The following is a 24,782-nucleotide window of genomic DNA, read 5'->3' as shown; positions in this document are numbered from 1 at the left end:
AATTTACAGAGAAACATAGGGTAGAGGAGTTGATATGATGAAAGGCAATCTTACTTATTATTTTATCGTAAATCCGCTAATAATCTTTCTTGTTTATGCCCTTTCACCTATATTGTTTGATAAAGAAGTATATACAAGTGTGAAAGATGCATTTGGAATACTTACGTTCTATGTAGTAAGTCTATGAACGCTTCAACATTCGAACTTGTAATGTACCCAAGCGTTATATATTCATCTTCATAGTAAAATATTATTTTTTTGTCAAAGATTCTTCTCTTCGTTTCTATGGATAGAATTTTTTCATAATCAAATTCGGCAATGAATGTGTTTTTATATTGGCTAAAAAAGAGAAGTCTTTGATTAGTAGCAAGTAACATGCCAGGATACGGAACTTTATGCGTAATCATATAGCCAGTAAGTGAACATTTTAAAGTAGATAAAATCTTTTCTTCTTTATGTAATAGTTGTTTTGCAGCTGTTAAGATTGGATTCATTGCATACATTCCTTTTATTTTGATGTATGAATATTGTATCAAGAGTAAAAAGATTCTCAATATGTAATATTGCATATTGGACGTTTTATAGTTTTAATATTATTTTTTAAAAGAAAAAGTACGAGGTGATTCAATGATACGATTAGCAAAAGAGGCTGATGCAGAAGCAATAATGAACATTAGAAAAGAAATTATATTATCGGAAAATACTACAAAGTTTTTCATAGTATCTCCAAAGAAATTACCGAATGATATTGATGCAGAAAGAGAAAAGATACGGAAAAGTAATGAGAAAGGTAATCTTTATATTGTGTATGAAGTAGATTATAAGGTGGTAGGTTTTTTACTTTTCAACCGATATGAACTAGAACGGTTACAACACGCAGGCACAATGGGAATGGGGATTAAAGAGGCGTATTGTAATCAAGGCATCGGTACGAAATTAATTGAATCTCTTATTAGTTGGGCTAAAGGGCAGAAAGGTTTAGAGAAAATTTGCTTAGGTGTAGTTTCTGTTAATGATCGGGCAATTAAAGTGTACAAACGTATGGGTTTTGTAGAAGAAGGAAGACAACGAAAGCAAATTAAATATGAAGATGGATCATATGGAGATGATGTATTGATGGGCTTTTATATTGAATAAAGAATATATGGTATTAAGAAAAGGAATGTACATAACGTAAATTTCTAAAAGCAGTATATTGCCCATGCATTAACAGACTTTTACCTATGTATAATATTAATATAGTAAAATCATAACAACCGATATTGCAGTTTCCAATAATATACTATATAATCAATTTAAGAAAACGTTTTCATGCAAAGGGGGAGAATTTCGTGTCGACTATAGAGGACGTGGCGAAATTAGCGGGGTTATCAAGGACAACGGTTTCTAGGGTGATTAATAATCATCCATATGTTTCAGATGAGAAGAAAAAAAGGGTTCAATTAGCAATGAAGCATTTAGGCTTCGTTCCTAATTCTGCGGCGAGAAGGCTTCGTAAACAAAAAACGGAAACAATTGCGGTGCTAGTTCCAAGGATTACAAATCCTTTCTTCAGTAGATTTATCGAAGCAATCGAGATTGCTGCTTCTGAACATAAATATAAACTGATTATTTGTCAAACAAGATATTTACCGGAAAAAGAGATGGAGTATTTACAATTATTATCTACGAAGCAAGTAGATGGGATTATTCTATGTTCACTAGAAAATCCGTGGGAAGATGTAGAGCCATACTTACAGCACGGTCCAATCGTGTTGTGTAATGAATATATTGAGGAAGCAAATATTCCAACAGTGAAGTTTGATCATGCGCAAGGAGCATACATAGCTGCGAAGCATGTGTTAGATCAAGGATATCGTAATCTTATTTTTTGCCGTGGTAACGAAACCAAAGTCGTTAGCCAGCAGCGAAAAATGGGCTTTTTACGTGCAATAACTGAGAAGAGCCGCCAAGTAGAAGCGATTGACTTTCTTGAAAACGCTTTCTCTTGGGAAGATGGAAAACGAATATTCCATGAAGTATTAAAGGACAAAAAAAATCCTACCGCGATTTTGGCAGGAGGCGATGAGGTAGCAGCTGGAATTATCTCAGAGGCGAAACGCCATAACTGGAGCATTCCAGATGATCTCGCTGTTATCGGTTTTGATAATCAAATATTATCGCAGATTACAGAACCAGGTATTACGACAATTGAACAGCCAATTGATGAAATGGCCCGAAAAGTTGTCGACCTAATGATGGATAAAATCCATACGAAAAATTATCGAAAAAAAGAATTGTATGAGTTTGAACTGGAGCTCTTGGTGAAAGGTTCAACGATGAAGGATAAGATGTTATTAGCCTAGTAGACTATGTCTGCTAGGTTTTTTTTATGTTCACAAACTACTATTCTTCGTGAACGCAATCATCACATTTGTTATGGTATGCTTCGTGCTGCTCATCAATTTCTTTCCCGCAGTGTGCACAAGTTTTCGTCGGTAAATTTCTGAAAAACTCCATTGGTTGATCGATCATGTCAATCCCTCCATTTCCATTTCTTACTATTATTGTATTAGTACAAAAAATAAAAGTCAACAACTGTTTTATAACAAAATTGAAAATTAATGAAAAAGTTTAGGAAATGGATTATAGTTAACAATGTAGGATGTAAGTAAAACATGCATTTCTACTCGGTTTTAGAAAGGATGGATACATATGAAAATGACTGTTGTCGGCTTTTGGGGCGGCTTTCCAGAAGCGGGAGAAGCAACGTCGGGGTATTTGTTTGAACACGATGGTTTTCGTTTACTTGTAGACTGTGGTAGTGGTGTACTAGCACAGCTTCAAAAATATATAACACCGTCTGATATAGATGCAGTTGTACTGTCGCACTATCATCACGATCATGTTGCAGATATTGGGGTATTGCAATATGCGAGATTAATTACGAGCGCGACAACAAGGCAACTACCAGAACTACCAATATACGGTCATACGTTTGATGAGAATGGTTTCCATTCTTTAACACATGAACCGCATACGAAAGGAATCGCGTACAATCCAGAAGAAACACTTCAAATTGGACCGTTCTCGATTTCATTCTTAAAAACTGTTCATCCTGTTACATGCTTTGCGATGCGCATTACAGCAGGTAGTGATATCGTAGTATACAGCGCTGATTCAAGTTATATTCCTGAATTCATTCCATTCACAAAAGATGCTGATCTTTTCATTTGTGAGTGTAATATGTATGCACATCAAGAGGCTGCAAAAGCAGGGCATATGAATAGTACAGAAGTAGCAAGTATTGCAAAAGATGCGAATGTAAAAGAACTTTTATTAACGCACTTACCGCATACAGGCAACCCATCTGATTTAGTAACAGAAGCAAAACAAATTTTCAGTGGCCATATTACGCTAGCGCATAGTGGCTACGTATGGAACTCATGAGGTGATACGATGTTATTTATTGATAATAAAGGAATTACAGATCCTAGAATAAACTTAGCGATCGAAGAATATTGTGTGAAGAATTTAGATATTAACGAAACATATTTACTGTTCTACATTAATGAGCCTTCGATTATCATTGGTAAAAATCAAAACACAGTAGAAGAAATTAATGCAGATTACGTAAAAGAAAAAGGTATTCATGTCGTTCGTCGTCTATCAGGCGGAGGCGCAGTATATCATGATTTAGGAAACTTAAACTTCAGTTTTATTACGAAAGATGATGGAGACAGTTTCAGCAACTTCAAAAAATTCACAGAGCCTGTAACGAAAGCGCTTAGTAAATTAGGTGTAAAGGCAGAACTAAGTGGTCGTAACGACATTTTAGCTGAAGGTAGAAAAATTTCAGGTAACGCGCAGTTCTCAACGAAAGGTCGTATGTTCAGCCACGGTACGTTACTATTTGACTCTGAAATCGATCACGTCGTATCAGCGTTAAAAGTAAAAATGGATAAAATCCAATCAAAAGGTATTAAATCAATCCGTAGCCGCGTTGCGAACATTACAGAGTTCCTAAACGAAGAAATGACGACAGAGGAGTTTAGACAACTTCTTCTAGAAACAATTTTCGAAGGAGAAACAGAAATCCCAACGTATGAATTAACAGAAAATGATTGGAAAGAGATCCACAAACTTTCTGAAGAACGTTACCAAAATTGGGATTGGAACTACGGAAAATCACCGAAGTTCAACTTACAACATTCACACCGCTTCCCAGTTGGACAAGTTGACGTTCGTCTTGAAGTGAAAAAAGGAACAGTAACAGAATGTAAAGTTTACGGCGACTTCTTCGGTTCACTAGATGTTCATGATATCGAAGAGCGTCTAACAGGCGTTCAGTTCGATAAAGATGCATTCACTGCAGCTTTAGAAGGCGTAGATATCACACGCTACTTCGGTAACATTACAACAGAAGATTTCTTACATTTATTCTTCTAAAAATAAGGGAGGTTGCGATAATGGGCAGCCTCTTTCTTTTTGCGTAGATTGTCAGGTTTTGTCGGTAAGTCGATATAACTGAAAAATCGCTGATATAAATTGAGTTGCGCTGATATATTTGGAAAATCGCCGATATAAATTGAGTTGCGCTGATATATTTGAAAAATCGCCGATATAAATCGAGCTGCGCTGATATAACTGAAAAATCGCTCATATAATTTCATTTACCACAAAACATAAAATCACAGGACATTCGCTCCTCGTAAAGGAATATATATATACAAAAGGAGGCGAATCGAAATGAAAAGGGTAATGTACGTTGTATTATTACTCAGCTTCGTCGTCGGAATGACAGCGTGTAGCAGTGGATCGCCCTCAAGTCGTATAATTTTGTCTATCGGAAAACCAGCGGAGGATAATGTTATATATTTTACGCATACAGATAACAAACGAAAGATACATGATATACAAGACATGTTTCAAAATAAGAAGTGGAAAAGAAATGAAACATTCAGCACTGTTAATAAAACACCAGATGTCGTCTTATCAATAGATGAAGACAATACAGGGTTACCGGCATTATATGTTACCGTGTATTTTCATGAAAATGGAGCGGACGTTTTGAATTTGTATGGGGAGTATACGAACTTAAATAAAGAGGAACTTGAAAAGCTTAAAGAAAAGATGAGTGCATATTATCCTAAAATGATTTTTGGTCTAGTGTTATAAATTACTTGCAAATAAAATCCCCTTATTTTTCCAAAGTAAACTAAGAGAAGGTGATCTGTCTATATGCAGTTAATAGAATATCACTTGCCACTTTAATTTTCTTTTAATATAATTAATTTAGAATTTTTAAATATTCTAAATTTTATAAAGGTGGGGTTTTTGTGAATCTCGTTCAATCTTTGGCTGAAACGGCAAAAAAGAAGGGGGAAAAACCGGCTTATATATTTATGGATCAGTCGGTCTCATATGACCAATTAAACAAAATGGTCACAAGGTTTTCTAGCAATTTAGCAGAAATGGGCATTGGAAAAGGGGACAATGTCGCATTAGTTGTTGGGAACTCACCACATTTTTTGGTCGGTTTATACGGAACAATGAAAGCCGGAGCAACTGTTATTCCAGTTAATCCAATTTATACAGCAGACGAAATGCATTATATTTTACAAAATGGAGATGTAAAAACAATCATCGTACTCGACGTCCTTCTACCTGTTATACAATCTCTTACAACAAGACTTCCTTCATTAGAAAACATCATCATATGCGAAACCTCATCAGATTTTAACCATACAGAAACCGAAAAAATGAAAACGTTTACTAGTTTTGTGGGGACTGGAGATACAACTTACGAAGGTCCTGAACTAGATGAAGAAGATGTAGCGGTTATTCTATACACATCGGGCACAACTGGAAAACCGAAAGGCGCTATGTTAACACATAAAAATTTATATAGTAATGCGAACGATGTGGCGTCGTATTTACAATATACGGCTGATGACCGCGTTGTTGCGGCACTGCCTATGTTCCATGTATTCTGTTTAACAGTTGCGGTAAATGCACCGATTGTGAACGGGGCAACGATTTTAATGTTACCGAAATTTAGTCCGAAAGAAGTATTCCGTATTTGTCGCACGTACGAACCAACGATCTTTGCTGGCGTACCGACGATGTACAATTATTTATATTTATTTGAAGAAGCAAGCGCAGAAGATGTGAAGACGCTTCGCCTTTGTATTTCCGGTGGTGCATCGATGCCTGTTGCTCTTCTGCAAAACTTTGAAAAACGTTTTAACGTTATTGTTTCAGAAGGATACGGTTTATCAGAAGCATCACCAGTTACTTGTTTCAATCCGCTAGATCGTCCTCGTAAACCAGGGTCGATTGGCACAAATATTTGGCATGTAGAAAATAAAATCGTAAATGAACTTGGGGAAGAAGTACCTGTCGGCGCAGTCGGCGAATTAATCGTTCGCGGACCTAACGTTATGAAAGGATACTATAATGCACCAGAAGATACAGCTGCGACATTGAAAGACGGCTGGCTATATACAGGTGACTTGGCGAAAATGGATGAAGAAGGTTACTTCTATATCGTTGATCGTAAAAAAGATATCGTCTTAGTTGGCGGTTATAACGTATACCCTCGTGAAGTAGAAGAAGTATTATATACGCACGAATCAGTAGCGGAAGTTGTCGTAATCGGTGTTCCTGATGAAAACTTAGGAGAAGCTGTGCGAGCGTACGTCGTTTTGAAGCAAGCAAACGTAACAGAAGAAGAACTAATGCATTACTGTAGGTTACATTTAGCGAAATATAAAGTGCCGAAAAGCATTGAGTTTTTAATAGAATTGCCGAAGAATACGACGGGTAAGTTGTTAAGAAGAGCATTGAGAGAGAAAGCGATGCAAGTGTAAAAATGAGGCAACCATCTTTGGAGGTGGTTGCCTCATTTTTTTGTATTGATTAAGCGGTGGTGCCATATATTTAAACCTGTATATGACCAACAAGGAGGGGACATACGTAGAACAGAAGAAATTAACACTTACGTCGGGTGCAATATCTTATTTGTTAAATTATGGATGAACTCTGGAAGTGATAAGAACGGTAATTTTAATCAAAATGGAGTAGTGGACTGTGAATCAATGGCTACGGTGTTAGTAAATGCATATAAATTAGAATGGAATGAAAATAGTAAGTTACCAAAAGAATTTGCTGATTTGAAAAATCATTGGGCTCAACGTATGCCAATATTTTAGTTTAATAAGAAAATTCAAATTCCAAGTTGACACATGTGAATTACAGAATTAAAATGAAAAGAAATCGAATAGAATACATTAGAAGCTAATCAGATAAACTGAAGGCGCACAATGTTCACATTTGTGAATATATTGTGTGCCTTTTTCTATTGTATAAACTAAGGGGGCTTAACGATGAAAAAGTGGGGTAAGACAGCGTTTATGAAAAGTACAGGTGTTTTATTATCAGCAGTTGTACTTTTATCAGGGTGTGGTTCGGCAACATCCACTAGTAATTCTGAAGGAAGTGGAGATAAAAAAACAGTTGAGCTTTTAAATGTTTCTTATGATCCAACGAGGGAGTTATATCAAGATTTCAATAAAGATTTTGCGAAGTATTGGAAAGAGAAGCACGGGCAAACAGTAAATGTAAAACAATCACACGGGGGATCTGGAAGTCAAGCGCGCTCTGTTATTGATGGCTTAGAAGCAGACGTTGTTACACTAGCACTTGCTTATGATATTGATGCGATTAGTAAGAAAAAACAATTAGCAGAAGATTGGCAGAAGCGACTTGCGAATAATTCCACTCCATACACGTCAACAATTGTATTTCTTGTTCGAAAAGGAAACCCGAAAGGTATTAAAGACTGGGATGATTTAACGAAAAAAGGTGTGTCTGTCATTACACCAAACCCAAAAACATCAGGCGGGGCACGTTGGAACTATTTAGCGGCGTGGGGATACGCACTGAAAAAATATAATAATAGTGAAGATAAGGCGAAAGAGTTTGTTAGCCAAATTTATAAAAACGTAGAAGTATTAGATTCAGGAGCGCGCGGAGCAACGACAACATTTGTTGAAAAAGGAATTGGTGACGTATTAATCGCATGGGAAAATGAAGCGTTATTATCCCAAAAAGAGCTTGGAAAAGATAAATTTGAAATTGTAACCCCTTCTATTAGTGTACTTGCAGAACCACCAGTAGCGGTTGTAGATAAAGTCGTTGATAAAAAAGGAACGAAAAAAGTAGCAGAAGGGTATCTTGAATATTTGTACTCAGAAAAAGGACAGGAAATTGCGGCAAAAAACTTTTATCGTCCACGTAATGAAAAAGTAGCAGAAAAATATACATCTCAATTTCCGAAAGTTCAATTATTTACAGTAGATGAACTATTTGGTGGCTGGAAAAAAGCGCAGGAGAAACACTTTAATGACGGCGGCGTATTCGATAAAATTTATCAAAAATAATGCGTACTGCTAAAGGGGGATGAGGTGAAAGAGGATGAGGAAGAAACGTGTTTTACCAGGGTTTGGATTATCGCTTGGATTTACAATGTTGTACATGAGTTTATTCGTACTTATACCACTTTCTATCGTATTTATTCAAACTTCACAGTTAGGTTGGAAGAAGTTCGCTGGGGTTATAACGAACGAGCGTGTGTTGCATTCCTATCAAGTTAGTTTTACAACTTCATTTGCAGCTGCTATTGTAAATGCCATTTTCGGTTTATTAATAGCATGGGTGCTCGTACGCTACAAATTTCCAGGAAAAAGACTATTAGATGGACTCATTGATTTACCGTTTGCACTTCCGACAGCTGTAGCTGGTATTACACTTACAACGCTTTATGCGGAAAATGGATGGATTGGGAAAATATTTAGTCTGTTTCATATAAAAGTAGCTTTTACACCACTCGGAATTATCGTTGCGCTTACTTTTATCGGTTTACCATTTGTCGTTCGAATGGTGCAACCAGTGCTGCAAAATATTGATAAAGAAGTAGAAGAGGCAGCTTCGAGTTTAGGTGCATCCCGCTTACAAATATTTGTGAAAATCATTTTACCAGAAATCTTTCCCGCTCTTCTTGCCGGTTTTTCACTCGCATTTGCAAGAGCATTAGGAGAATACGGATCTGTCGTTTTCATCGCAGGTAATATGCCGATGAAAACAGAAATTGCACCACTGATGATTATGACGAAACTAGAACAATATGATTACGCGGGGGCAACAGCTGTAGCGACCGTGATGCTTATTATTTCCCTCCTTTTCCTTCTTCTTATTAATATGATTCAAAGCTGGAGTAGAAGGCATGAACTAAAAAGTGAATAGGAGGAGAGAAAATGGAACCAACATTATTAGAAAAGAAAATAGTAAAAAGCGTATCAGCTAAAAAAGAATCTAAGCTTGTACCAGGCGTATTAATTACGATTACAGTTTTATTTTTATCTCTCTTTCTATTACTGCCACTCATAACTATTTTTCTAAAAGCCTTTGAAAGAGGGATGGATGTATACATTGCCGCTATTACAGATCAAGAAGCATTTTCAGCAATTAGATTAACGCTTCTCGTTGCGTTAATCGTTGTGCCGCTTAATACGATATTTGGGGTAGCGGCCGCGTGGCTTATTACAAAGTTTCAGTTTAAAGGAAAACAAGTATTACTCTCTCTTATTGAACTGCCGTTTGCTGTGTCACCAGTTATCGCAGGATTAGTATTCGTTTTACTTTTCACACCGAGGGGTGCTCTTGGCGAATGGTTACTTGAACATGGAGTGAAAATCATTTTCTCTGTACCAGGTATTATTATCGCAACAATCTTTGTAACCTTCCCGTTCGTTGCACGTGAATTAATTCCGGTTATGCAGGCGCAAGGGAAAAGTGAAGAAGAGGCAGCTTTATCACTTGGCGCAAGTGGCTGGAAAATGTTTTGGCGCGTTACGCTTCCAAATATAAAATGGGGTCTTTTATACGGCATGATTCTATGTAATGCCCGTGCTATCGGTGAGTTTGGAGCCGTTTCTGTCGTATCAGGTCACGTGCGTGGCATTACGAACACGATGCCGCTCCATATTGAAATTTTGTACAATGAATATCAATTTTCAGCAGCATTTGCAGTAGCGACGTTAATGTCATTAATTGCAGTGTTTACACTCGTTATAAAAAACTGGATTGAATGGCGAATGGAAAAACGACAATAAGTGGGATTACGGTGAGTATTCAAATTCAAGGTGTATCAAAGCAATATGGTACATTTCAAGCACTAACAGACATTCATTTGGATATTCCAAAAGGTGAACTTGTTGCCTTATTAGGCCCGTCAGGTTCTGGGAAAACGACGTTATTACGCATTATTGCAGGATTAGAAGAAGCGGATGGAGGTTCTATTTCATTTGATGGAGAAGATTTAACAGACATTCACGTGAAAAACAGGCAAGTCGGTTTCGTCTTTCAGCACTATGCGCTCTTTAAACATATGAATGTATTTGAGAATGTCGCTTTCGGTTTAAAAGTAAGAAAGAAAAGCTTAAGACCGTCAGCAGAAGCGATAGAAGAAAAGGTAACAGAATTATTAAAGCTCGTAAAAATGGATGACTTTGCTAAACGTTATCCAGCGCAATTATCTGGTGGACAACGTCAACGTATTGCACTAGCCCGGGCACTTGCAGTCGAACCGAAAATTTTATTACTTGATGAACCGTTCGGTGCACTCGATGCAAAGGTGAGAAAAGAATTACGAAGATGGCTCCGAAAATTACATGACGAATTTCAAATTACGAGCGTATTCGTAACGCATGACCAAGAAGAAGCGTTAGACGTTGCAGACCGTATCGTTGTAATGAATGAAGGTCGCATTGAACAAATGGGAACACCGGAAGAAGTATATGAAAACCCAGCAAGCCCGTTCGTTTACGATTTTTTAGGAAATGTAAATTTATTTCACGGCCGCGTTCATAAAGGAAAGCTAAATGTAGGATCGGTCGAACTAGAAGCACCAGAGCATAAGCACGTTTCCAACGTAGACGGAATAGCCTACGTAAGGCCGCATGACTTATCAATCTCTCGTACGAAACAAAGCATAGATGCAATCCCGGCAAAAGTATCTTATTCTCACGCAGTCGGACCTGTCGTATATGTAGAATTAAAACGAGACGGAACAGATGAATATTTAGAAGCAGAAATTACGAAAGAACAGTTCAAGCAGCTGAACATTCAAGCGGGTGATTTCGTATACATACAGCCGAAAGAAGTGAAAGTGTTTATTCCGGAGGATTTTGTAATTTAAGAGTGTTTACTCTTAAATCACAAAATCTATTAATAAGAAAAGGTCTCCTAAAATATCTTTTAGGAGACCTTTTCTTTGTTTATCGTAATAACTTTTTCTCATATGAAATGTAGTAGGAAGTTTGTATATATAATAGCGGAGCGTGTTCAACTATTTGATACGAGTAGTAATGAAGATATTTCTCTTACTTTCTTAAACACAGTTATTACAATTAGAAGACCCACATTTATGCTATTCCAATGAAACTCAATGTATTAGCTTCATTGGAATACTAGAACAAAAGTGAATGTAAAAGTTTAGTTGAATCATGTTCATATTCTGTCGTTAGTAAATAATAATAGATGTGATTATTGTAATCTTAAATTATATAACAGAAATAATTATCTGTAATGATATTTTAAAAATTGTTATTGAATTGTCGTATTTTGTGCACAAAATCTTCAAAACTTTAAAACTGTATTTACTTTACTCTTTAGTTTATATAAATTTTGATATGTAACATTATATATGTTAAAAATATTTCAGTGAGGTGAGTTTATGGAAGGTAAGAAACAAAGAAAGTGGTATCAGTATTTAATACAACTTATCGTAGTTGCATTAATTGTTACTTCTATACCACTGAATGGGTTGGCAGAAACGGCACCACCGTTTACACCATCTCCAAATTCAGAACAAACTCCAGAAGTGGAAAAGAAAGAGGAGCAGGAATTACCAGCTCCACATCCAGATCAATTAAAGAAGGATAAGGCTAAAACACAGGCGAGTCCGACTGAGATTGTAGAAGAAAGAACGGAAACCGAAAAGGTTTTTGATAACAATGATGGTACTTTTACAAAGAGGGTATATACGGAACCGATTCATGCAGAGAAAGATGGAAAGCTAGAAGAGGTTTCGCCAAAATTAGTAGAAGCACCAAATGAAAAAATTGTAACGGAAAATACAACATTAGAACCAGAGTTTGAGAAAGCGACAAAAGATGGAAAGTACGTTCAATTTAAAGTAAAAGATCATACTATTCAGTATAAACTAATAAGTGCAAATGGTGAAAAAGGTGAAATGAAGCCATCACCAGTAACCGCAACACATGAAAATAATACAGTATGGTATAAAGGGGTCTTCCCAAATATTGATTTAAAGAGTACGACATTCAATGAAAATGTAAAAGAAGATTTTGTATTACGTGAGTATACAGGACACCACATTTTTACATTTGCATTAGAAACAGATTTAACACCTAGCTTACAGGAAGATGGTTCAATCGACTTCCAAGATGAGAAAAAAGAAAAAGTATTCACATTGCCGAAACCATATATGAATGATTCCAATGTGGATCAGCAATCAGGTGAGGCTGTAACGTCAGATGCGGTTCGCTACAATATTGAGAAGAAAGATGAAAAAACATATACATTAACTGTTACTGCCGACCCGCAGTGGCTACAAGCACCAGAGCGAAAATATCCGGTATATGTAGATCCTTCAATTGAATTGGATAACTTTGAAAATGCTTATGCTTCAAGTGTATTCGCTAATGTTAATTATTCAGGAGGAAAACTTTGGGATTCAGGCCAAAATGCTTACACGTTAAAAGTTGGGTATTATGACGCATCGATTGGCACCAACTTTTCATTTATTAAACCAGATGTTTCAAACTTAAAGGGTGCAAAGATTGAAAGTGCAACATTCCATGCCTATGCAGTTTGGCATTATTATGCGAATCAACCAAATGGTGTTTGGTTAGATGAAGTAACAAGTGGATGGAATGTTGGAAGTGTAAACTGGAATAACAAACCAGGTTCTAACAACATTGCACACGCTGATGTGGGCCGCGGAAAATGGGCCCAGTTCAATGTAACGAATACAGTGAAAGCATGGGTAGAAGGCGCGAGACCAAACAATGGCTTTAAGCTACATGCAAATGGTAATGGTCAAAACCATTGGAAGAAATTCATTGCAGCTGAAAATGGAACGAATGCACCATTCTTGGAAGTGAAATATTCCTACGCAAAACCAAATAAGCCAAGAGTACAAGCTTACTCAAATGGGAGTGGGAGTGGTTCAGGTCACTTCAATGTACAATGGGACGCAGTTCCAGGAGCAACAGGTTATAAAGTTGCCATTTTTAATGGATATGACTATGAATATATTCCTGTTGGGAATGTGACAAGCTGGACGACGAAAGATAAAAAAATATTCCCGACGCCAGAAGAAATTGCACAAGGGCGTTACTGGATACATGATGATGGAAAAGGTGCAGAAGCGCCTACTAACCCAGGACAAATATATAAAAATGCTTACGAGTCAGGAGGTCCGTACGGGGATTATAGCGGAAGAAGTAGCTACTGGATTCGTATTGTAGCAGAGTATCCGTTTGGGGATAGTCCACTTTCAGATGAAATAGTTCCATTTATTCCATTAGAACAAGTGAAAAAGCCAGATGGATCGGCCTATATTAATGCGACAGATAAAGAAACAGGATATGTCACATTAAAGTGGGATGCAGTTCCAGCGGCTGCAGGCTATAAAGTTTGGATTTATAACGGAAAAGATTACGAAGCGTTCGATGTAGGGAATAAAACAAATTGGACAACGCAAAATGAGAAAATTTGGCCAACGAAAGATGAAATTGCAAAAGGCCAATATTTACTTCATCATGATAAAAAAGGTGCAGAATTAGCAGTTGATCCATCACCTGTGTATAAGAATTCTGGCGGAATTTATGCTGGCTTTAAAAATTATTGGTTCCGTGTAACAGCGTATAGTAAAGCCGGACATGCTGAAAGTGAAATTTCGCATGAGTTTGTACCTAAATTTGCTCAAGACTTTGGGTTTATAGGGATGTTTGATTACTGGGCATCAGTTCCGGTACTAAATGGTAAAGTAAATGCTACAAATGGTAACTTTATCATGAGTGAGAAAGATATTACGTTATCTGGGCGCGGACCGGATGTATCAGTGGAAAGAACGTATAATAGCCAAAGTAAAAAAGTAGGTTTATTTGGTACGGGTTGGTCTAGTAGATTAGAAGAAAGAATTTTGGCTGAAGGAAACGGAAACTTACTATTAATTTCTGCCGATGGCGCAAATATTACTTTTACTAGAACGGGAGATAATACGTATCAAGCCCCTACTGGTATATATTTAGAAATTAAACAAGTATCAGGCGGGTATGAAATAAAAGATAAAGACCAAACGGTTACTTTCTATAAATCTGGAGATGCACAAGGTCGTATCCAGTATACAAAAGATAAATACGGAAATACGACGACATATGAGTATGATGGGGAATTCCGTTTATCAAAAGTAAAGAACGCTTCTGGTAAAGAGTTAGTCGTACAATATGATGGAAATAATAAAAAAGCAGCAAGAGTAATCGGCCCAGATAGCAAAACGATTACATTTAAATATGATGGAGATTTACTCGTTTCTTCTACAACACCAGAAGGAAAAGTATATAAATACGGATATGATAATGGATTACTAACATCTATTTATGATCCGCAACATACAGATGCCAAACCATATAAAACATCGTATGCATACGAGAATAATAGATTAGTAAAAGTAACGGACCCATTAGGAAAAGCTACGACATTAGCATATAATACAGATACGAAAGAAGTTACGTTAACGAATCCTAAAGGACGTAAAACTGTTTATACGTATAACGATGCTGGAAACCCAGTCAAAACAGTTGAAGATTCCGGACGTCTAAATTTAACAACAACATATGAATATAATGCAAATAACTTAGTAAAAACAACAACTCCTAAAAATCAAACAGAAACAGCGACCTATGATGGTAATGGGAATGTAACTTCTGTTACTGATGAAATGGGAACAGAAAAGTTTGAGTACAATAAAGACAACGGGCTTATAAAAGCGACAGATAACGAAAATCGTGAAACAACAGTTGCTTATAAGGCTGCAAATACAGAAGTATCTGAAACAGACCAAGCAGCAAATACATCATCTTTCATGCAGTATGATCAGTTTGGAAATCCAATTGCGACAACTAGAGAGCTGGGAACAGGAGAAAACCTGATTCAAAATCCAAGCTTTGAAATGAATGGTACGGAAAAATGGGTACCAGTAAATGTGAATAATTCCGGAGCTATTACAAAAGATGCAACATCAGCACCAGGTGGTCTGGGCGGAGAATCATCACTTAAAATTTCAACAAAAGCAACGAATAATGATTGGGGCTATATTGCTGCAATTCAAGAAGTAACGTTAGAACCAAATACAACGTATACGTTAAGTGGTATGATGAAAACGGATTTAGCCAATGGTGCCGCTTTCTTCAATGTACAGTTATTAAATGAAAACGGTGCTGGTGTAGATGGTGGATGGCATGATACTCGTCACAATAAAGTTCAAGGAACGAGGGATTGGGTTAACCGTCAAGTTACTTTTAAAACAACAGAACAAACGAGAAAAGTAAAAATCTATTTACAAGTAGAAAATGGCGGTTCTGCTACGAGTGGTTCAGTCTGGTTTGATAAGATTCAACTAGAAAAAGGTGAAGTTTCTTCTAGCTTTAACCCAATTGAAAATAGTAGTTTAGAAAATATGGCGGGAAATGGCTGTATGCCAGGTTGGATTAGAGGAGATGGAACAAGCTGTGATCCGAAAGATGTTTCTCAGCAAGAGAGCTTTACGGGACATTCATCTATTGTATTAGAGCGTAGCCAATATGGTGGTTCAGATGTAGGATATGGCAAGCATATCACTATAAATCAGAAAAAAGCAGAACCAATTACGCTAACAGGAATGTCTAAATCAGTAAATGTAGAAAATACTGCACCAGATAAACTCTCTCGAGATTACTCTATTTGGGCAGATGTACATTATCAAGATGGTAGTGGGGAAAATTTCCAAGCGAAATTCCCAAGTGGGACAAATGATTGGAATCGTAGTGCGGTTGTAATCCCTGCCACTAAACCAATTAAACGTATGGAAGTTTATATGCTCTTTAGAAGAGAGAATAAAGGAAAAGTTTGGTTTGATGATATACGCCTATTAGAAGGAAACGCTCTTATTAAAAACGAGTACGACAACGATGGAAATGTTGTTGCGACGTATGATGAAGAAGGACAGAAAAACACCTTCACATATGATGCATCAGGAAATAAAAAGAGCGAAACAGATGAAAAAGGAAATACAAAACTATATGATTACAACAAAGATAATCTATTAACGAAGGTTACATTAAAAAATGGTACTTCTGTAAATTATCTGTATGATCATAATGGAAATACAACAGAGAAATCTGTCATGTTTGGTGGGAAAACGCAAACACACAAATATGAATATGATGTAGATAATAAAAATACAGTCTATATCGATGCATTAAACCGTCGTATTGAAAATACGTACGATGAAAATGCAAACAAGATTAAAACAACAATGCCAAATGGTTCGATTTTAGAATCTGTATATGATACAGCAGATCGCGTCGTTGGCGAAAAGCGCAACGGAAAAGATTCATTTACATTTGAACGTGATCAAAATGGACAAGTTACGAAAGTGAAAGATCTTGTTAACGGCGTAGAACGCACGAAAACATACGACAAGGCTGACCGCGTTACAAGCGCAACAGATAGCCGAGGCGGAAAAGTTGACTGGGCATATCACGACAAAGCAAACAGTAAGACAGAAAAACTAAAAGAACAAACAGTAACGCAAGGCGGATACACAAATAAAGTATCGTATGACTACAACACGTTAGATCAAAACATTCGTGTGACAGACGGTTCTCAAACGTATCGATTTGATTATGACGATCAAGGCAATGTTCGTACGTATACAGCTGGAAATGGTTCAGGCTCTACTTTCAACTATGATCATGCGAACAAAATTAAAGATTTAGTAGTAGGTACGTCAAATAGTATTCTACTTTCTGAACGATATGAATATGACCAAGCGGGTAACCGTACGAAGATTAAACATGAAGGTGCGGGCGGAAAAGTAACGGAAACAAACTTTGTATATGACCCGATCAACCAACTATTAAATGAAGCATTACCAAACGGAACAACTAAATCATACACATATGATGGATTTGGAAACCGTACGAGTGTGAAAGTTGTAGAGAATGGAAAAGAAACAAAATCTATAGCAGCAACATTCAATGAAGGAAATCAACTTGTAAAATTCGGGAACGAATCGTTAACGTATGATGCGAATGGAAATCGTACATCTGATGGAAAGTACAAGTATACATGGAATGAAGATGACCAAATTGTAGCTATTACAAAACAAGGTGAGAGCAATGCATTCGCAACTTATAAGTATGATGAAGATAATCGTCGTATTGAAAAGAGTGTAAATGGTCAAGTAACACGTTATTTCTATGATGGAGATAGCATTAATCCGTTATATGAGACAGATGGTAGTGGAACTGTACTCCGTCAATATGTATACTCAACAAGTGGCACGCGCTTAGCGATGAAATCAAAAGGACAAACGTTATACTACCACTATAACCCACGCGGTGATGTAGTCGCAATGACAGATCAAAATAGAGAAGTTTTAGCAACGTATGAATATGATGCATGGGGTAACGTATTAAAGAGCGACGCAAAAGGTATCGCAGCAGACAACCCATTTGGATATGCGGGATACATGTATGATAAAGAAATTGGTATGTATTATCTAATTGCGCGTTACTATAGTCCGGAGCATGGTGTGTTCTTATCAGTGGACCCTGATCCGGGTGATGAAGATGACCCGATTACCATGAATGGATATACGTATGGTGATAATAATCCGGTGATGATGGTGGATCCAGATGGACATTATGCAATTAAAAAGTTTGTTCGAGGAACTGTTAAGCGTCTTCCAGCGCCAGTGAAGAAAACACTTAGGAAGGTGTTTCCAAACGATTCGAAATGGGTCGGAAAACATATAAGAACCAAAGCTATTACCTGGGGTGCATTTGGAGGAGCTACAGGAGGGATCATTACCTCACTAGGTATGACGGGAGTTAAACCATCAACCTACCAAGCAGCCGGTAAAGTAGGAGTAATAGGTGGGACGATTTTTGGAATGCATGCTGGTGCAATAAGTGGTTCTATTTCAGGGGGAGTTAGATATGGAGTAGGGGTTTTCCTCTTTGGTGCAAAGAAAGGTAAAAAAACAAGTAAAAAAATAAGTAGAAAAATAAGTAAAAAAAGAAGATAATAAAATATTGTTAATTGATTAGAGAGTTTTACAGATATAAATAACTTCAAAAATGTAAGAATATATTTTGAGAACGTATAATTATATATTATATTTATTGATTCGAATCTTTAACGGGAGGAGAGACATGGAAAAAATAATAGGAATTATTCTGATTATAGGTGGTATGATTCCATTAATTTATGCAATGGTACAAATTTATCGACAATGGAAAGAAAAAGGACCTTCTTTTACTCTTAAACTAATAGTTTTCCTGGTCGTAAGCATTTTGCTAGATACAGCAACAACTATTATATTGTGTATAGTAACAGTATTCATTGGTATTTGTTTAATCATCTACACATAATAAGTTCAAGAAGGCTAACAGAAATAACTAGTAAGATCAATGAAGACACTATGTGGATTTGTTGCGAGGTTTCTTAAAAGATATCCATAAATAAACATGTATGACTAAATATTATGTGACCACTAGTAATTGGTGTCATTCATTGTAAGTTGAACAACCGAAGTCTGAGCCAAGACTTCGGTTTCTTTTATATACGGGGTAGCACGTCATGCACATCAAGCTATCCAAGTAAATTGGGGAGTGACAGGGTTACTGTCATAGACCATAAAGTAAAAATATAGAAATTTGTCACCTCTGTGTTTCTTCAAATTTTCTTTGATTGTTCGTTCGATAGAGAGATCCTTGTGATATATCAGTTCCTTCTACAATTTCTTTAATTGAGTATTTGATCATAATGGAAATACAACAGAGAAATCTGTCATGTTTGGTGGGAAAACACAAACACACAAATATGAATATGATGTAGATAATAAAAATACAGTGTATATCGATGCGTTAAATCGCCGTATTGAACATACGTATGATGAAAATGCAAACAAGATTAAAACAAAAATGCCAAACGGCTCGGTTCTAGAATCTGTTTATGATACAGCAGATCGCGTCGTTGGTGAAAAGCGCAACGGAAAAGATTCATTTACATTTGAACGTGATCAAAATGGACAAGTTACGAAAGTGAAAGACCATGTCAACGGTGTAGAACGAACAAAAACATACGACAAGGCAGACCGCGTCACAAGTGCAACAGATAGCCGAGGCGGAAAAATTGATTGGGCATATCACGATAAAGCAAACAGTAAGACAGAAAAACTAAAAGAATAAACAGTAACGCAAGGCGGATACACAAATAAAGTATCGTATGACTACAACACGTTAGATCAAAACATTCGTGTGACAGACGGTTCTCAAACGTATCGATTTGATTATGACGATCAAGGCAATGTTCGTACGTATACAGCTGGAAATGGTTCAGGCTCTACTTTCAACTATGATCATGCGAACAAAATTAAAGATTTAGTAGTAGGTACGTCAAATAGTATTCTACTTTCTGAACGATATGAATATGACCAAGCGGGTAACCGTACGAAGATTAAACATGAAGGTGCGGGCGGAAAAGTAACGGAAACAAACTTTGTATATGACCCGATCAACCAACTATTAAATGAAGCATTACCAAACGGAACAACTAAATCATACACATATGATGGATTTGGAAATCGTACGAGTGTGAAAGTTGTAGAGAATGGAAAAGAAACAAAGTCTATAGCGGCAACATTCAATGATGGAAATCAGCTTGTAAAGTTCGGAAATGAATCATTAACGTATGATGCAAATGGTAATCGTACATCAGATGGAAAGTACAAGTATACGTGGAACGAAAACGATCAAATTGTAGCTATCACAAAACAAGGTGAGAGCAATGCATTCGCAACGTATAAATATGATGAAAATAATCGTCGTATTGAAAAGAGTGTAAATGGTCAAGTAACACGTTATTTCTATGATGGAGATAGCATTAATCCGTTGTATGAGACAGATGGTAGTGGAACTGTTCTACGTCAATATGTATACTCTACAAGTGGTACACGCTTAGCGATGAAATCAAAAGGGCAAACGCTATACTATCACTACAACCCACGTGGCGATGTAGTTGCGATGACAGACCAAAATAGAGAAGTTGTAGCAACGTATGAATATGATGCATGGGGTAACGTATTAAAGAGCGGCGCAAAAGGTATCGCAGCAGATAATCCATTTGGATATGCGGGATACATGTATGATAAAGAGATTGGCATGTATTATCTAATTGCGCGTTATTATAATCCAGATCATGGTGTGTTCTTATCGGTGGATCCAGATCCGGGTGATGAAGATGATCCGGTTACAATGAATGGGTATACGTATGTAGATAATAATCCAGTAATGTTGATAGATCCAGATGGTAATATACCTGTTGCTCCACTTGTAATAGCGGGTGCAAGGATGGCTGCCCCTCATATAGCACGTTATGCAGCAAAACAAGCAGCAAAACAAGCAGCAAGAAAAGCGAAAAAAAGAGCTACATTAGCAGCGAAAAAAAGAGCAGGAGCAAGGGCTGAGGAACTTGCAAAATCGGCATTAAAGAAAAAGGGATATGATGTATTAGGAAGTCAAGTTAGTGTTCGTACTTCTAAAGGTATTAGAAGGGTTGATCATTTAGTTAGAACACCTCGTGGCAAATTATTGGCAGTAGAAGTTAAAGCTGGTAATGCTAGAAGAACTGCGATGCAGTTAAAAAAGGATAAGCTAATGAGGAAACAGGGAGGAAAGATTATAGGGAAGAATGCCCCCTCGTAGATTGAAAGACCAAGTTCGTAAAATACGAACCGTTGTTGTCACCCCTAAGTAAGGAGGATAGTTATTATGAATAAAAAAGAACTAAAATTAAAGTTATTGCAAGATCTAGGTGAAGCATTAAAAGAAAACGGTTATAAGACTAGAACTACACAACAAGACCTGGTGAAAAAATTTGATAAAGGAAAAATCAGTATACATTTAGCCTTTATCAATCACCCAGAAGATTTTCATGTGACGGTGGATGTGGGAATTCGGTTTGACGAATTAGAAAATATGAAAAATCAATGGGATGAAGGTTTAACAATTAAAGAGAAAAAGGAAACCTATACGATTGGGGTTGAGTTAGGGAATTTAGTCCATAGGGAGCAAAAAAGGTGGCGTGTTGAAAAGGAAGAAGATATTTTACCTGTTACTATGGATATTTTAAAAGAAGTTAAGGAATACTTCATTCCATATATTGATAAGTATGTAGATATGGAAAATGTATTTGATTTATGTGTAAGAGATGATGATGAGGCTGGATTAATAGGGACAATATTTGATGGGGCTCGAGCACAAAATGCTATTGGATTAGCCTTGTTATTAAATAAAGAAGAGATGTTAGAACAAATCATTGAGAAAAAGAAAGAGTATTTAAAGACGAGGGATAAATTTGAATTGGAGTTATTTGAAAACTTTCTTTCTAATATGAATCTAGGATAAACAAGGTTAGTTATTCATTTTCGTGAGTATAGTGGGGTTAATTGTTTATATCTGGTTTTTCTGGCTGGAAAAACATTAAACTCTAGATTTTCTATTAATTATAAATATTAGTAGCCCCTAGAAGGAAACATTCGACGTTTTTATGATTAGACATAAACTTCGAATGTAACTTATAGGGGTTTTTATTTACAGGTTTTATAATGCTGGAAAGTCCATATCGAATTTTAGTGCCTGCGAGTGATGATGGTGCACTGTAACCTTGAGCAGTAGCGATAGACTTAGCCTTTGATAGCAAAACCCCCACAGAGTTTAGTCAACTTACCTTTTTAAAGAGTGTATCAAAGAATTATTTATTTTTATAAATTAAATGATTAAGAACCATTATTTCGATTATGAAAAAGAAGTATTATTATAAAATGCTAGAGAGACGCTTTTTATTAATTTAATTTATTTGAGTTCAATTATATTATGTGAAATAGGAGTGAGAATTTTGTTCCAAACGATAATTTACGATAAAGCTAAATATCATTATGAAGGAGATTTCCCACAAGAACTACCGATGGAGCAAGCATTTGTACATACTGGAATGTTCTTAGGTTGGATTATTGATAATAATTTATTTAGTGATGAATTTTTAGAAGAGACTGAAGAGGAAATTAATAAATTTAAGCTTAGAAAAATGACTGGAACTCAAGTTTATATGTTCTGGGATGGGGTTTTAAGCGATGACATGTTAAATGATGAAGGGAATCAATTTGCAATAGATTATTTTGATTTTGAAAAAGGTTTATATTTAGATGATTATGATGATGTATTTTTAGAGTGTGATACATTATATCAAGTGCAAGATACTTGGGAAAATTACTTTAAATTAAAAGAAGTGATTGATATTAGGTATACAGAATGGAAAAAACTTAAAAATAACGGGTAAAGAGGACTTTAAGTAATGGAATATTTTTTGTTCCAAATGAAGGTTTATTATATGCTGTAGAAAAAGGAGAGAAATAATGAAATTCCCAAAAGATGAAGATGGACAAGTATTAAATATATTATATAAACAAGGTATAGATTTTAATAAAAAACATATAGTAGATTTCTTTATTGCAATTCCTGATCAAGGTAATGGAGAAAAAATAATTGGCAGACTACAAGAGCTGGGCTTAAATTGTGAATTAGATTATAATGAAGAATTTGAAGATTGGACGTGTACTTGTTCTAAAGAAATGTTCTTAATTTATGAGGATATTGTAGAGATGCAAAAGGAATTGAATAAACTGGGTGAAGAGTTTGGTGGATATACAGATGGTTGGGGTGCATTTGTGTAATGTTGAATTTATTTATCGTGATAAAATAAATTAGACGAAGTAAAGAAACTATTTACGGAAAGAAGGGCTTATATAAGTTCTTCTTTCTTTGTATATATTAAGATATCTTAGTGATAGAAACGTATATGATATGTGGGCGGGGGGCTATTGGTAAAAGCCCGATTGGTAAGGGCTAATTAAAGTTTCACTTTATATAGGTTTTGAGAGAGTAAGATATAAGATATATTGTTTGTAGCGGAGATCTTGAAGGAAGGGAGCGTGTGATAATTGGCAATGACGGATGAACAATTCGAAAATTATCTTGTTATGTGTTATGACAAATTAGAAAGTAAACAGCAAAAATTCATTTCAGATTATAATATCGATAACTTTGATGAGTATTGGTATGATCAAGATCAATGTATATTACAGTTTAAAAAAAATGGTCAAGTGTTACTTGAATTTAGTGTTGTTTTTATAGGGTCTTGGTCTGGAAAGAGTAACAGTTGGATGTGGTCTTGGGCTAATGAGAATGTGGCTGATTATGCAAGAAGTAAGTCTAACTGTTTGAAAGATTTACAAAAGATTACAGGAAGTGAGGTTTTTATAAATCCACTTTTTGAATGCGTTCAAGAAATGGCGTATGAGCTAGCAGCCTTTTCGATTGAATATTTAGATGCAGAAGGAATGTATATGGCACCAGGTGAGAGAAGTGATGTATTTATGGCTGTTATGTCACCGCGTGCATTGTGAGTAGAGCATATTAAAAATATAGATAAGGTAGAATGAAAAAGGAGTACAGTTTAATAAATTAATAAAAGGTATCATAGGTCCCCGATGCCATGGTGATAAATTTAAAGGAGTGAATTATATTGCTTGAAGTAAAGTTTTACGATTGGAAAAAAAAACGTCCTAAAAAACATTATTTGCTTGTACATGAAATTAGAATTTTTGAGCTAATTTTCTCAAAGAAAGTTAGCGAGTTTGAGATGGGATTAAGAGAGATTGAAAAAGTAACTATCTTTTGTTTAGCTAACGAAAACACTGATATTTCATATGAAGTGAATAGAGCTTTGGGAGAAATTCGTATATATGTTCCATATGATTTTATGGACTTTTTAGCATTAAATTCAGTTGAAGAGAAATACAAAGAGTTTTGTAAATTAGTACGCCAATATGTTATCCCTGGACTTGAAGAAAACTCTATCCTTTCACCCTCTATTGTTAAAGGGTATACAGAAGAATCTTTAGAAGAAATTGTGAAGCAAAACTATGAAGGAATATTTTTAGTTGGAAAGACACCTAAGAAAAGTCCAAGCCGTAAGAAAATAGCAATACTAAAAGGGATTCATCGCGTTAAAGGTTTCCAACTACGATGTGAAGTGTATGATGAAAAGGGATTAAAGATTCGAGACCAACTATTGGTGGAAGAGGTAGGGAATGAAATGGTGTATGCAAGATTTTTGGGTACCTTAAAATGGGAAAGTGAAAATCTAATAGTAGTTCAATCTAAATCCAGTAGTTGGAAAGAAGAAATCTATCTTTAATAACAAGGTTGTATAGTAGAAAGAGGGTTGTAGAGCATAAATGAATTTTTTTCGAAAAAATAAATTAAGTGACATTCAGAAAAAGTACTATGAACATTTTGGAGAGCCGATTCAATTTGTTAATTATT

The 24,782-nt window shown here is 36.0% G+C and carries 22 protein-coding genes and 2 pseudogenes; 21 read left to right on the top strand and 3 right to left on the bottom strand.

What is annotated here, in order from left to right:
* Positions 1-161 precede the first annotated feature (161 nt).
* Positions 162-494, bottom strand: coding sequence for a PH domain-containing protein (locus ACTFR8_RS17875; protein ID WP_001068219.1), 333 nt, complete (start codon positions 492-494; stop codon positions 162-164).
* Positions 495-627: 133 nt separating this feature from the next.
* Here ACTFR8_RS17875 and ACTFR8_RS17870 point away from each other — a divergent pair, with 133 nt between their 5' ends.
* Positions 628-1,137, top strand: a complete 510-nt coding sequence (locus tag ACTFR8_RS17870) for a GNAT family N-acetyltransferase (RefSeq protein WP_252209863.1) — start codon at positions 628-630, stop codon at positions 1,135-1,137.
* Between the two features lie 194 nt (positions 1,138-1,331).
* Positions 1,332-2,345 (top strand): LacI family DNA-binding transcriptional regulator, encoded by a 1,014-nt coding sequence (locus tag ACTFR8_RS17865; RefSeq protein WP_000103715.1) that lies wholly within the window; start codon positions 1,332-1,334, stop codon positions 2,343-2,345.
* 40 nt (positions 2,346-2,385) lie between these two features.
* Here ACTFR8_RS17865 and yhfH read toward each other — a convergent pair whose 3' ends face one another.
* The gene (gene yhfH, locus ACTFR8_RS17860; RefSeq protein WP_000567010.1) at positions 2,386-2,514 is read right to left on the bottom strand and encodes a protein YhfH; all 129 of its coding nucleotides are present in this window, start codon (positions 2,512-2,514) and stop codon (positions 2,386-2,388) included.
* Between the two features lie 180 nt (positions 2,515-2,694).
* On the opposite strand from yhfH, the gene ACTFR8_RS17855 reads away from it, so the two are divergent.
* The 12 genes from ACTFR8_RS17855 (at position 2,695) to ACTFR8_RS17800 (ending at position 18,767) form a co-directional block, all read left to right on the top strand.
* A complete protein-coding gene (locus ACTFR8_RS17855) occupies positions 2,695-3,429 on the top strand; it encodes an MBL fold metallo-hydrolase (protein ID WP_000784668.1) in 735 nt (244 codons plus the stop codon).
* Between the two features lie 9 nt (positions 3,430-3,438).
* Entirely contained in the window at positions 3,439-4,428 is a 990-nt protein-coding gene (locus tag ACTFR8_RS17850; RefSeq protein WP_100619688.1) for a lipoate--protein ligase, read from the top strand.
* Positions 4,429-4,728: 300 nt separating this feature from the next.
* The gene (locus ACTFR8_RS17845) at positions 4,729-5,157 is read left to right on the top strand and encodes a hypothetical protein (RefSeq protein WP_100619689.1); all 429 of its coding nucleotides are present in this window, start codon (positions 4,729-4,731) and stop codon (positions 5,155-5,157) included.
* Positions 5,158-5,318: 161 nt separating this feature from the next.
* Positions 5,319-6,851, top strand: coding sequence for a fatty acid--CoA ligase family protein (locus tag ACTFR8_RS17840; protein WP_044584217.1), 1,533 nt, complete (start codon positions 5,319-5,321; stop codon positions 6,849-6,851).
* Positions 6,852-7,016: 165 nt separating this feature from the next.
* Positions 7,017-7,193, top strand: coding sequence for a hypothetical protein (locus ACTFR8_RS17835; protein ID WP_043328703.1), 177 nt, complete (start codon positions 7,017-7,019; stop codon positions 7,191-7,193).
* A gap of 174 nt (positions 7,194-7,367) precedes the next feature.
* Positions 7,368-8,423: a sulfate ABC transporter substrate-binding protein gene (locus tag ACTFR8_RS17830; protein ID WP_000758703.1), complete on the top strand. Its 1,056-nt coding sequence runs from the start codon at positions 7,368-7,370 to the stop codon at positions 8,421-8,423.
* A 34-nt stretch (positions 8,424-8,457) separates the two neighbouring features.
* Complete coding sequence (gene cysT, locus ACTFR8_RS17825; protein ID WP_001227879.1) at positions 8,458-9,285, top strand: sulfate ABC transporter permease subunit CysT; 828 nt, start codon at positions 8,458-8,460, stop codon at positions 9,283-9,285.
* Positions 9,286-9,296: 11 nt separating this feature from the next.
* The gene (cysW, locus tag ACTFR8_RS17820) at positions 9,297-10,154 is read left to right on the top strand and encodes a sulfate ABC transporter permease subunit CysW (RefSeq protein WP_000433831.1); all 858 of its coding nucleotides are present in this window, start codon (positions 9,297-9,299) and stop codon (positions 10,152-10,154) included.
* An 11-nt stretch (positions 10,155-10,165) separates the two neighbouring features.
* Positions 10,166-11,239 carry a sulfate/molybdate ABC transporter ATP-binding protein gene (locus ACTFR8_RS17815; RefSeq protein WP_100619691.1) on the top strand — a complete coding sequence of 358 codons (1,074 nt, stop codon included), beginning with the start codon at positions 10,166-10,168 and terminating at the stop codon, positions 11,237-11,239.
* A 75-nt stretch (positions 11,240-11,314) separates the two neighbouring features.
* On the top strand, positions 11,315-11,482 hold the full coding sequence (locus tag ACTFR8_RS17810) for a hypothetical protein (protein ID WP_170950089.1): 168 nt from the start codon (positions 11,315-11,317) through the stop codon (positions 11,480-11,482).
* A 294-nt stretch (positions 11,483-11,776) separates the two neighbouring features.
* Complete coding sequence (locus tag ACTFR8_RS17805; protein ID WP_252209864.1) at positions 11,777-18,421, top strand: DNRLRE domain-containing protein; 6,645 nt, start codon at positions 11,777-11,779, stop codon at positions 18,419-18,421.
* Positions 18,422-18,548: 127 nt separating this feature from the next.
* A complete protein-coding gene (locus ACTFR8_RS17800; RefSeq protein ID WP_000411163.1) occupies positions 18,549-18,767 on the top strand; it encodes a hypothetical protein in 219 nt (72 codons plus the stop codon).
* 288 nt (positions 18,768-19,055) lie between these two features.
* On the opposite strand, the pseudogene ACTFR8_RS17795 reads toward ACTFR8_RS17800, so the two are convergent.
* A pseudogene (locus tag ACTFR8_RS17795) lies at positions 19,056-19,154 on the bottom strand (recombinase family protein); the annotation flags it as partial.
* A 93-nt stretch (positions 19,155-19,247) separates the two neighbouring features.
* Here ACTFR8_RS17795 and ACTFR8_RS17790 point away from each other — a divergent pair.
* The 7 genes and pseudogenes from ACTFR8_RS17790 to ACTFR8_RS17760 form a co-directional block, all read left to right on the top strand.
* A pseudogene (locus ACTFR8_RS17790) lies at positions 19,248-20,718 on the top strand (RHS repeat domain-containing protein); the annotation flags it as partial.
* Positions 20,719-20,747: 29 nt separating this feature from the next.
* Positions 20,748-21,101 carry a nuclease-related domain-containing protein gene (locus ACTFR8_RS17785; RefSeq protein WP_432759778.1) on the top strand — a complete coding sequence of 118 codons (354 nt, stop codon included), beginning with the start codon at positions 20,748-20,750 and terminating at the stop codon, positions 21,099-21,101.
* Positions 21,102-21,167: 66 nt separating this feature from the next.
* Positions 21,168-21,803: a DUF4304 domain-containing protein gene (locus tag ACTFR8_RS17780; protein ID WP_252209865.1), complete on the top strand. Its 636-nt coding sequence runs from the start codon at positions 21,168-21,170 to the stop codon at positions 21,801-21,803.
* 490 nt (positions 21,804-22,293) lie between these two features.
* Positions 22,294-22,734 (top strand): DUF7832 domain-containing protein, encoded by a 441-nt coding sequence (locus ACTFR8_RS17775; protein WP_000487868.1) that lies wholly within the window; start codon positions 22,294-22,296, stop codon positions 22,732-22,734.
* A gap of 76 nt (positions 22,735-22,810) precedes the next feature.
* Entirely contained in the window at positions 22,811-23,128 is a 318-nt protein-coding gene (locus ACTFR8_RS17770; protein ID WP_144608158.1) for a ribonuclease E inhibitor RraB, read from the top strand.
* A gap of 267 nt (positions 23,129-23,395) precedes the next feature.
* Complete coding sequence (locus ACTFR8_RS17765; protein WP_252209867.1) at positions 23,396-23,860, top strand: DUF6882 domain-containing protein; 465 nt, start codon at positions 23,396-23,398, stop codon at positions 23,858-23,860.
* 119 nt (positions 23,861-23,979) lie between these two features.
* Complete coding sequence (locus ACTFR8_RS17760; protein ID WP_139338549.1) at positions 23,980-24,654, top strand: hypothetical protein; 675 nt, start codon at positions 23,980-23,982, stop codon at positions 24,652-24,654.
* Positions 24,655-24,782 lie beyond the last annotated feature (128 nt).

This window comes from Bacillus cereus group sp. MYBK15-3 (genome assembly GCF_051916765.1).
In the GTDB taxonomy this organism is placed as follows: domain Bacteria; phylum Bacillota; class Bacilli; order Bacillales; family Bacillaceae_G; genus Bacillus_A; species Bacillus_A cereus.
Note: the sequence above shows the minus strand (reverse complement) of the source record. Positions and strands in the feature narration are given on the sequence as shown.

Excerpts from the sequence above, each read along its gene's own strand:
- ACTFR8_RS17875 (WP_001068219.1), bottom strand. The coding sequence starts at position 494 with ATGAATCCAATCTTAACAGCTGCAAAACAACTATTACATAAAGAAGAA.
- ACTFR8_RS17870 (WP_252209863.1), top strand. The coding sequence starts at position 628 with ATGATACGATTAGCAAAAGAGGCTGATGCAGAAGCAATAATGAACATT.
- yhfH (WP_000567010.1), bottom strand. The coding sequence starts at position 2,514 with ATGATCGATCAACCAATGGAGTTTTTCAGAAATTTACCGACGAAAACT.
- ACTFR8_RS17855 (WP_000784668.1), top strand. The coding sequence starts at position 2,695 with ATGAAAATGACTGTTGTCGGCTTTTGGGGCGGCTTTCCAGAAGCGGGA.
- ACTFR8_RS17850 (WP_100619688.1), top strand. The coding sequence starts at position 3,439 with ATGTTATTTATTGATAATAAAGGAATTACAGATCCTAGAATAAACTTA.
- ACTFR8_RS17845 (WP_100619689.1), top strand. The coding sequence starts at position 4,729 with ATGAAAAGGGTAATGTACGTTGTATTATTACTCAGCTTCGTCGTCGGA.
- ACTFR8_RS17835 (WP_043328703.1), top strand. The coding sequence starts at position 7,017 with ATGAACTCTGGAAGTGATAAGAACGGTAATTTTAATCAAAATGGAGTA.
- ACTFR8_RS17830 (WP_000758703.1), top strand. The coding sequence starts at position 7,368 with ATGAAAAAGTGGGGTAAGACAGCGTTTATGAAAAGTACAGGTGTTTTA.
- cysT (WP_001227879.1), top strand. The coding sequence starts at position 8,458 with ATGAGGAAGAAACGTGTTTTACCAGGGTTTGGATTATCGCTTGGATTT.
- cysW (WP_000433831.1), top strand. The coding sequence starts at position 9,297 with ATGGAACCAACATTATTAGAAAAGAAAATAGTAAAAAGCGTATCAGCT.
- ACTFR8_RS17805 (WP_252209864.1), top strand. The coding sequence starts at position 11,777 with ATGGAAGGTAAGAAACAAAGAAAGTGGTATCAGTATTTAATACAACTT.
- ACTFR8_RS17800 (WP_000411163.1), top strand. The coding sequence starts at position 18,549 with ATGGAAAAAATAATAGGAATTATTCTGATTATAGGTGGTATGATTCCA.
- ACTFR8_RS17785 (WP_432759778.1), top strand. The coding sequence starts at position 20,748 with ATGGCTGCCCCTCATATAGCACGTTATGCAGCAAAACAAGCAGCAAAA.
- ACTFR8_RS17780 (WP_252209865.1), top strand. The coding sequence starts at position 21,168 with ATGAATAAAAAAGAACTAAAATTAAAGTTATTGCAAGATCTAGGTGAA.
- ACTFR8_RS17770 (WP_144608158.1), top strand. The coding sequence starts at position 22,811 with ATGAAATTCCCAAAAGATGAAGATGGACAAGTATTAAATATATTATAT.